At 58.4% G+C, this 6,536-nt stretch carries 9 protein-coding genes; 2 read left to right on the top strand and 7 right to left on the bottom strand.

Annotation, left to right across the window (positions count from 1 at the left end; all coding sequences use genetic code 11):
* Window positions 1–433: 433 nt before the first annotated feature.
* The 7 genes from FNJ84_RS14590 to FNJ84_RS22025 all read right to left on the bottom strand — a co-directional run bounded on the left by FNJ84_RS14590 (window position 434) and on the right by FNJ84_RS22025 (window position 4,676).
* Window positions 434–1,219 carry a DUF1217 domain-containing protein gene (locus FNJ84_RS14590; RefSeq protein ID WP_143793931.1) on the bottom strand — a complete coding sequence of 262 codons (786 nt, stop codon included), beginning with the start codon at window positions 1,217–1,219 and terminating at the stop codon, window positions 434–436.
* The gene (gene flbT, locus FNJ84_RS14585; protein ID WP_143793930.1) at window positions 1,216–1,620 is read right to left on the bottom strand and encodes a flagellar biosynthesis repressor FlbT; all 405 of its coding nucleotides are present in this window, start codon (window positions 1,618–1,620) and stop codon (window positions 1,216–1,218) included. Before flbT ends, FNJ84_RS14590 begins: the two co-directional genes overlap by 4 nt.
* On the bottom strand, window positions 1,617–1,985 hold the full coding sequence (locus FNJ84_RS14580; RefSeq protein WP_143793929.1) for a flagellar biosynthesis regulator FlaF: 369 nt from the start codon (window positions 1,983–1,985) through the stop codon (window positions 1,617–1,619). The genes flbT and FNJ84_RS14580 overlap by 4 nt, the downstream gene beginning before the upstream one ends.
* Window positions 1,986–2,060: 75 nt before the next feature.
* Window positions 2,061–3,308 carry a flagellin gene (locus FNJ84_RS14575; RefSeq protein ID WP_143793928.1) on the bottom strand — a complete coding sequence of 416 codons (1,248 nt, stop codon included), beginning with the start codon at window positions 3,306–3,308 and terminating at the stop codon, window positions 2,061–2,063.
* A gap of 173 nt (window positions 3,309–3,481) precedes the next feature.
* Window positions 3,482–3,802, bottom strand: coding sequence for a hypothetical protein (locus FNJ84_RS14570; RefSeq protein ID WP_143793927.1), 321 nt, complete (start codon window positions 3,800–3,802; stop codon window positions 3,482–3,484).
* A complete protein-coding gene (locus FNJ84_RS14565) occupies window positions 3,799–4,047 on the bottom strand; it encodes a flagellar biosynthesis protein FlgJ (protein WP_255471218.1) in 249 nt (82 codons plus the stop codon). The genes FNJ84_RS14570 and FNJ84_RS14565 overlap by 4 nt, the downstream gene beginning before the upstream one ends.
* Before the next feature lie 191 nt (window positions 4,048–4,238).
* Window positions 4,239–4,676, bottom strand: a complete 438-nt coding sequence (locus tag FNJ84_RS22025) for a hypothetical protein (protein ID WP_185968541.1) — start codon at window positions 4,674–4,676, stop codon at window positions 4,239–4,241.
* Between the two features lie 114 nt (window positions 4,677–4,790).
* Between FNJ84_RS22025 and FNJ84_RS22020 the strand changes: the two genes are divergently transcribed.
* Both FNJ84_RS22020 and FNJ84_RS14555 read left to right on the top strand, forming a co-directional pair.
* Window positions 4,791–5,723, top strand: coding sequence for a flagellar hook-length control protein FliK (locus tag FNJ84_RS22020; protein WP_185968540.1), 933 nt, complete (start codon window positions 4,791–4,793; stop codon window positions 5,721–5,723).
* 16 nt (window positions 5,724–5,739) lie between these two features.
* Window positions 5,740–6,411: a flagellar hook capping FlgD N-terminal domain-containing protein gene (locus tag FNJ84_RS14555; protein ID WP_143793925.1), complete on the top strand. Its 672-nt coding sequence runs from the start codon at window positions 5,740–5,742 to the stop codon at window positions 6,409–6,411.
* The last annotated feature ends 125 nt before the right edge of the window (window positions 6,412–6,536 follow it).

Here is a 6,536-nt window from a genome sequence, read left to right as displayed (position 1 = left end):
CAGCCGTCGGCATCCCGGCATCCTGTTCCTTGATCATCCCGATTATCTGCGCCTCGGTGAAACGGCTCTTTCGCATGTGTCTGCTCCTTCAGAGTTGGCGCAGACTCTAAATCACGATGAGGGATTTCGCGGGGGGCAGGTCAGTTGCTGACGCCAGCCGAGGCCTATGATACCTCGGATCAGAACCTGAAAGCCGCCGCCTGACATGAAACCCATGCTATAGCTTAGCTGAATGGAAAACTGGTCCAAATTCCCGGACCACCTCTTATGACTGTGCTCGATGATGGCGCCTCGGGAATTTGCTCTCATCGCCGACACGTCCCTGTCGGGTGCACAGATGGCACGGGAGGCGGCGCTGTTCGTGACCTGCGGCAAGCCCTGGCGCCCAGAAGTATCGCCATCACATAACCTCAAACGCGGTCCTACCATATCGTCAATTTCTTAGAAGTTGCAGAGCGATTGAATAGGATGATGCAGCCATACCTTCAGAAAGCTGGGATTGCAGAAGAAACCTCTGGATCAGTTTTTCAGTTCCCTTTTCGGTTGTGATGACGTCAAAGGACGAGCTGCCGAATACCGTTTCTGCTTTTTCTTTGAATTCAGCGAGTTGCCGATCAATAGGCAGCTTGCCATAGGACGATGAGAAGCCAAAAGCCTGCTCGAATACTCTCCTCAGCGGGGGGTTTCCCATCACCTCAAACCACAATGTGTCTTCGGTAGAGTCGCGGCCTGCCATTTGACTCAACTCGCGTTGAGCATTGAGGGCAAGCCGGAGATTCTGGTCACCTTCGCCGACGCGCCGTTCAAATTCTCGGTCCAGGTAGGCTTGCGTGATCCGGTCAGCAAACCCGTCAGAAGTAACGGTCTGATTGCCCAGATCATATCCAAATGCATTCGCCAACCGAAGATAACGCTTGTCGGCGAGACGGTTAACCAGCGATTTTTCATCTGATTGCGGTGATTCAAGTATCTTTCGGATGAATGCCTTGCTTGCGACATCGGCTTCAAGTCCGAATGCACCCAAGGTCACGCTCAGCAGTCGATAGTCCGAAACCAAGTCGGCAGCTTGACCCGTTTTTGCGATGTTGTCGCGAAAGTACGCCGTCGATCTGGTGACGACAGGATCGGCGGCGACCATTTGCTTTTGTTGCGCCGCCGTCCGTTTCAGAAGATTCCAACCAGCCAGTCCGCCAGCGCCGAAAAGAACTTGGAAGCTCATTGCAGCTTATCCGACAGCATGCGCGCTTCACGCGGCATCAGGTCGCGCAATTTGCGAAGGGCCTGGTAGAAATTGCCCGAGAGCACAGAATCGGTGGCAATCGCCAGCAGCCTTCGGCTGTCGCTGTCCTCGAACACCTGTGACAACTGTTCGATTCCACATAGTAGCTGTCGGGTGCCTTCATCATGTGAAGCATCACCCGAAAGGATAAGTTGGGCTACATAGCAGACGCGGGCGACTGGTGTCTGAACCTCGTCAGGATGAATCGCATCCTTTAACCGCAAGACGTTGGCATTGGGTGTCTTGATCGCGATCTTGGAGCGCTTCTCTCCGTTCTCGATAACCGCCCCGTTGATGAGGATCCTTTCCTTTGGACCCAGTTTGATGACCAGGCCGCTCATGCAGATACCTCGCCGCGCAACCCCTTCATCATTGCCACGTTGATATCAATCAGCGGCTCAACATTTCCCGTGCCGTTGACCACGGTTTGACCGTGACGAAGCGCAAACCCTGCCAGCGAGATAAGCCCGGCTTTCATTTCAGGGGGCAGACTGTTGTCAGGTTGCGCAAGATCGGCCGCAAGGGTCATCCAAAGTTCGTTGTTCTTGTGGATCGCGCTGATGGCGTTGGAGCCGTATCGGTCGTTGCCTGCAGCGCGCAGCAACCTCGTGACCTGCGAAAAGGCCTCATATTCGGCATCGCGTTCGGTTCGAATGCCTGCCGAGCCATACTGGCCGTATTCCTTATGTGGCGTAACTGCGTTCAATGTCGTCGTTCCCGAGTTCTAGGATTGAGGATGTCGTCGTGACGAGGCCCCGAAACGGGGCCTCGTCCCGTGTGTTTACCCGCGGAACAGCGCGAGGATGGACGACGGCGCCTGGTTCGCGATCGACAGCGACTGGATGCCCAACTGCTGTTGGGTCTGCAGCGCCTGAAGGCGGGCAGAAGCCTCTTCCATATTTGCGTCCACAAGCGAACCGACCCCACTGGTCATCAGATCGCTCATCTGGCCCAGGAAATCATTCTGCGTTTCAATACGCTTCTGGGTCGAGCCGAGCGCTGCGGCAGCATCAATGGCTGTCCGCATCAGGCCTTCGATCTGCGTCAAGGCCGACGCTGCCCCGGCATCACTGGTCACGTCGAAAGTCGCCAAAGCCGCCATCCCGCCGCCGGTGGCCGGGGTGCCGCCCGTGGCGGTTTCTGCGGTAACCGAAAGTCCATCGGTTGCATGGTTGTTTTGCAGGCGAATCTCGTCGCCGACCCGAGTTACGCTGTAAGTGGTGATCCCGTTGATCGACAGGTGCTGTTCGATCGCCTGTCCCAGCTGGTTCGCAATATCACCGGTGCTGTCGCCGGCCCCGGCAACGTATTCGAACGTTTGGGCGCCAAGGGTATTCGCCCCAGCGGTATCGTCCAGAGTAATCCGATAGCTGTAGCCAGAGCCGACCGAAGCGATCGACAGGGTCTGCGTGCCACCGGCAGCAAGAGTTGCTGCCGTACCAGCGGCGGTGCCGTCGTTGTCGATGATCGAAGTGTTGGTGACAGCAGTTCCACCAAAAGTCGCAGCCACGCCCGCATTCATCGACATGTCCTGACGGTCCACATTGATTCGCGAGGGCGTCACGGTGCCGCCCGAACGATTGAGCGATGACAGGACGTCATAGGTGGCAGTCGAGGTACCATCCAGCAGGTTAACCCCGTTGAATTGGGCCGTGCTGACGATCGAGGTGATCACATCGCGGAACCCTTCGATATCGGTCTGCAATTTGGCCCGGTCGTCAGCGCCGGCCGTTTGGGCGGTCAGCACCAGCGTCTTGACGTCATCAAGCGCTTCCTGGATTTTTTCGACTGCGCTGCGGGCGGTCGCAACCGTCGCACCGGCCGTATTCAGGTTGGTCGAAATCGCCTTGAAGCCACTGATGTCGGTTTCCATGGTTTTCGAGATAGCCCAGATGGCGGCGTTATCCTTCGCATTGCCGATGGATTTGCCCGTCGAGATCTCGTTTTGGGTTTTCAGCAGGTTCGCATTGATCCCTTTCAGGGTTTGCAGTGCGACAATTGCGCCATTGTTGGTCAGAATGCTGGACATGTTGTCCTCCTTCGATGTGGGTGCTTTACACCCAGGTTTTGAGAAACTGGCCGTTCTGAACCGTCGGGCTTCAAGCCCCGCATATTCTTGATGCGATCACCCTTGTACGGGCAGATGATTTACATTCGGTGAAGTTTGCCTGTCGCTCAAACCCGAAGCATCTGGCATTTTAGTCAAAACCGCCGGGGCTGCGCGGTGGCGGTATCGGAGATCTTTCGCTGCCCGTGGCTGTCATAGGTTTCAAGAGAACGAGCTGACTGGATGATTGCCTGAAGCTGCTCGGCTGCACCGCGTGCACCGTTCAGGGCGGCTTCGGCAAGCTCGCGCAGGTCCTTCAATCTGGTTTCAAGTCGCTGACGACGCGCGGAATCCAGCTCCACGCGCTGGATCAGCGACAACAACTTGTCGACATCGCGCGCGGCATCGCTGATTCGACCGGTCATGATGGAATCGCGCGCGATCTTCAATTGCCGGTCAATTGCCTGATCTGTCATGCGCGGCCGCCTTCGTTTCTGAATAGGCCGAGATCAAGCGAATCTGCCAGGATTGTCGCATATTCCCGTGTCAGAAAGGTCGAGAACTGCTCTTCACCGATCCCACCGCCAAAGGCCTGCGCATTAGGTTTCGGGCCGGCGTATTTCAACATCTCTTCAAGAAACGCCTGTTCCAGCCGGTTATTGATACGGTTGTCATGCTGCGCCGATGGGGGGGCAGCGATCTGATCGGGTATAATCTGCATTTTACCATTTTCGATGATTCACATGAGGATCATCGCAGCACGCGGTAAATATTCGGTAACTTGCTTCGATTATGGTTCACACAATGTTCGAATGGGACATGTTGATGGATCATGATGTGGTAAAACCTGCCCCTGGGGCAGCAGTTGTTGGATATCTGGCGGTAAAGCGGCCTTCCGTTTCGGGGGGCGAATCAGCCTTCTCGGCGGAAATGATGGCCCGTTTCGGGACGCAGACCGATGCCGGTTCCAGCGGGACGAAGTCTGGTGCCGACCCTGCCGATGAGGACTGTCCGCCAAGTCTGGATCAGGTTTCTGATACCGAAAGCGAGGCTGGGCCAGAGGAGGATGACGCGGCAGAGCCTTGCGCGGCGGACGAAGAGGAGCTCGCGATGTGTCCGGTCTCGCAAGGTGTCGATCAACTGATTGATCCACCAGAGGATACCGATCTGACGCTGGACTTGGTTCAGATCGCAGATCCTGCCGGCGGAGCCGACCTTGAAGCGGGGTTGATGCCCATTGTTCGTCAGCCCATCGAGGATGCTGATCCCGATGCGCCCAACCGGCTGATTGGGTCGCTGCAACGAGATGACGAATCCTTCGGGGGTGGCGGCGGGGCGCAGGCCAATCAAAGACCCGCGGGGACCGGGGCCAACGACCGGGGCGGCGAGGGGTGGGAGATCGCTGACGGCCAGACCAGGAACGAGCCGCGCCAGCCCGCAGCTGCCGGGAATCGCTATGGCCTCATGACGCTGCCAGAGGGGCGTTTCGGGTCGTTTGGCGGTTCTGCCGACGTTGCTGCCGGATCGAACGGGGTTTCATTGGGGACCTTGGTCGGACATGGGGTTGTCGGGCCAGCTGCTGATGTGACGGGGACGCTTGATCCGAATCTGCGAAGCCTCGCGGCGATGGGTGACAAAACGGCGCTATTGCGATGGTCGGGGTCACAACGGTCGGCGCCGGCCGAAGGGTTAAGCCCCGGATCGACGCCTGTTGACGGCCTTGAATACGGTCGATTGCCCGATCCGGTGGCGTTTTCAGCTGCGGTGCCACCCTCGTCGCGACACCAGTTGACCGAGGCGATGATCGCCAGTCGTGCGGATTTTGGCATTGTTGATGCAGAGGCGGGGCGACATGCGCCGATTCGTGAAACGGAGACGTTGCTACCAGACGTCAGCATTGCTTCCGGCGGCACCGTATCCTTGCACGGCCGTCTTGTTGGTCATGGCGAGACCGCGATCTGGGGCAGCACCGCCGCCTGGGCGCCGACACGACAGGTCGCCGATGCCGTCCTGCGCATGCGGGGCAACGAGGCCGAGATTGTGCTGTCGCCCGACGAGCTGGGGAAGGTCCGGCTGGTGTTGTCGCGCGGTGATTCGGGGCCGTCGCTGACTGTTTGGGTCGAACGGCCGGAGGTGCTGGAACATTTGCGGCGCAATGCGGATAGCCTGTTGGCGGATCTTCGCGAAAGCGGGCTTGATGGATCTTCGCTGAATTTCCGCGATGACGCGGATCGGCAAGCCCCCGAAGATCGGAAGCCGGGCCGCCTGGCGGATGGTCGCGATGGCGAGCTTTCGGCGCATGTTCCTGGCCCTGCGGACGCGGTGGGAACGGCCGGGGCGGCCAGATTGATCCGATTGGCCGGGTCCAATGTCGACCGGCTGGATATTCGTGTTTAGATAAAGGAGTTCAAGAATGGTCGTTCCGGTTTCGGCAAATACGACGGCGGTAACAGCCGCGACGCGCAGCGGGGCGGCAGATCAGTCCGCCTTTGCGAACGGGGATTTTGAAACATTCCTGAGGATGCTGACGGCGCAGCTGAAGAATCAGGATCCATTGAATCCGATGCAGGGGTCGGACTTCGCAGTGCAGCTGGCCACTTTCTCTGGTGTTGAACAGCAGGCGCAAACCAACACTCTGCTCAGGGATCTGGCGCAGCAGATGAGCGGGGGGCTGGGGCAGTTGGGCAACTGGCTGGGTCAGGAGGTGCGCGTCACCGGGCCAGTCTGGTTCAGTGAACGCCCGCTGACGCTGGATCTTTCACCGGATCCGCGGGCTGACAGTGTTCAGCTTGTCACCATGACCTCAAGCGGCCGCGAATTGATGCGGGAAGAGATCGGTGCCGGCGAAGGCCAGGTTGACTGGTTTGGTCGCGATGCACTGGGCGAGAAATTCCCGGACGGGATGTACAAGTTCAAGATCGAAAGCTGGCAGAACGGCGAGAAGATCGGGGAATCCGACGTCGGCGTATATTCCAAGGTCGTCGAAGCCGAACTGGCCCGTGGCGGCGTCCAACTGGTGCTTGAAGGGGGCGCAACCACCATGACGGATGATGTCGAGGCCGTTCGTCAACCTCCGGCCAATTAAGCGGGGCCGTTTCGTCGCGCAATCAGCCGTTGCGGCGGGACTTTGGGCGGCATGGCGGTGATATCGTCTGGAACGCAGAAGGGGCCACCGAAGGTGGGTTGATTGCATCTGCACCGGTTGCCGTG

Source organism: Paracoccus sp. M683 (assembly GCF_007096355.1).
Taxonomy (GTDB): Bacteria; Pseudomonadota; Alphaproteobacteria; order Rhodobacterales; family Rhodobacteraceae; genus Paracoccus.
Note: the sequence above shows the minus strand (reverse complement) of the source record. Positions and strands in the feature narration are given on the sequence as shown.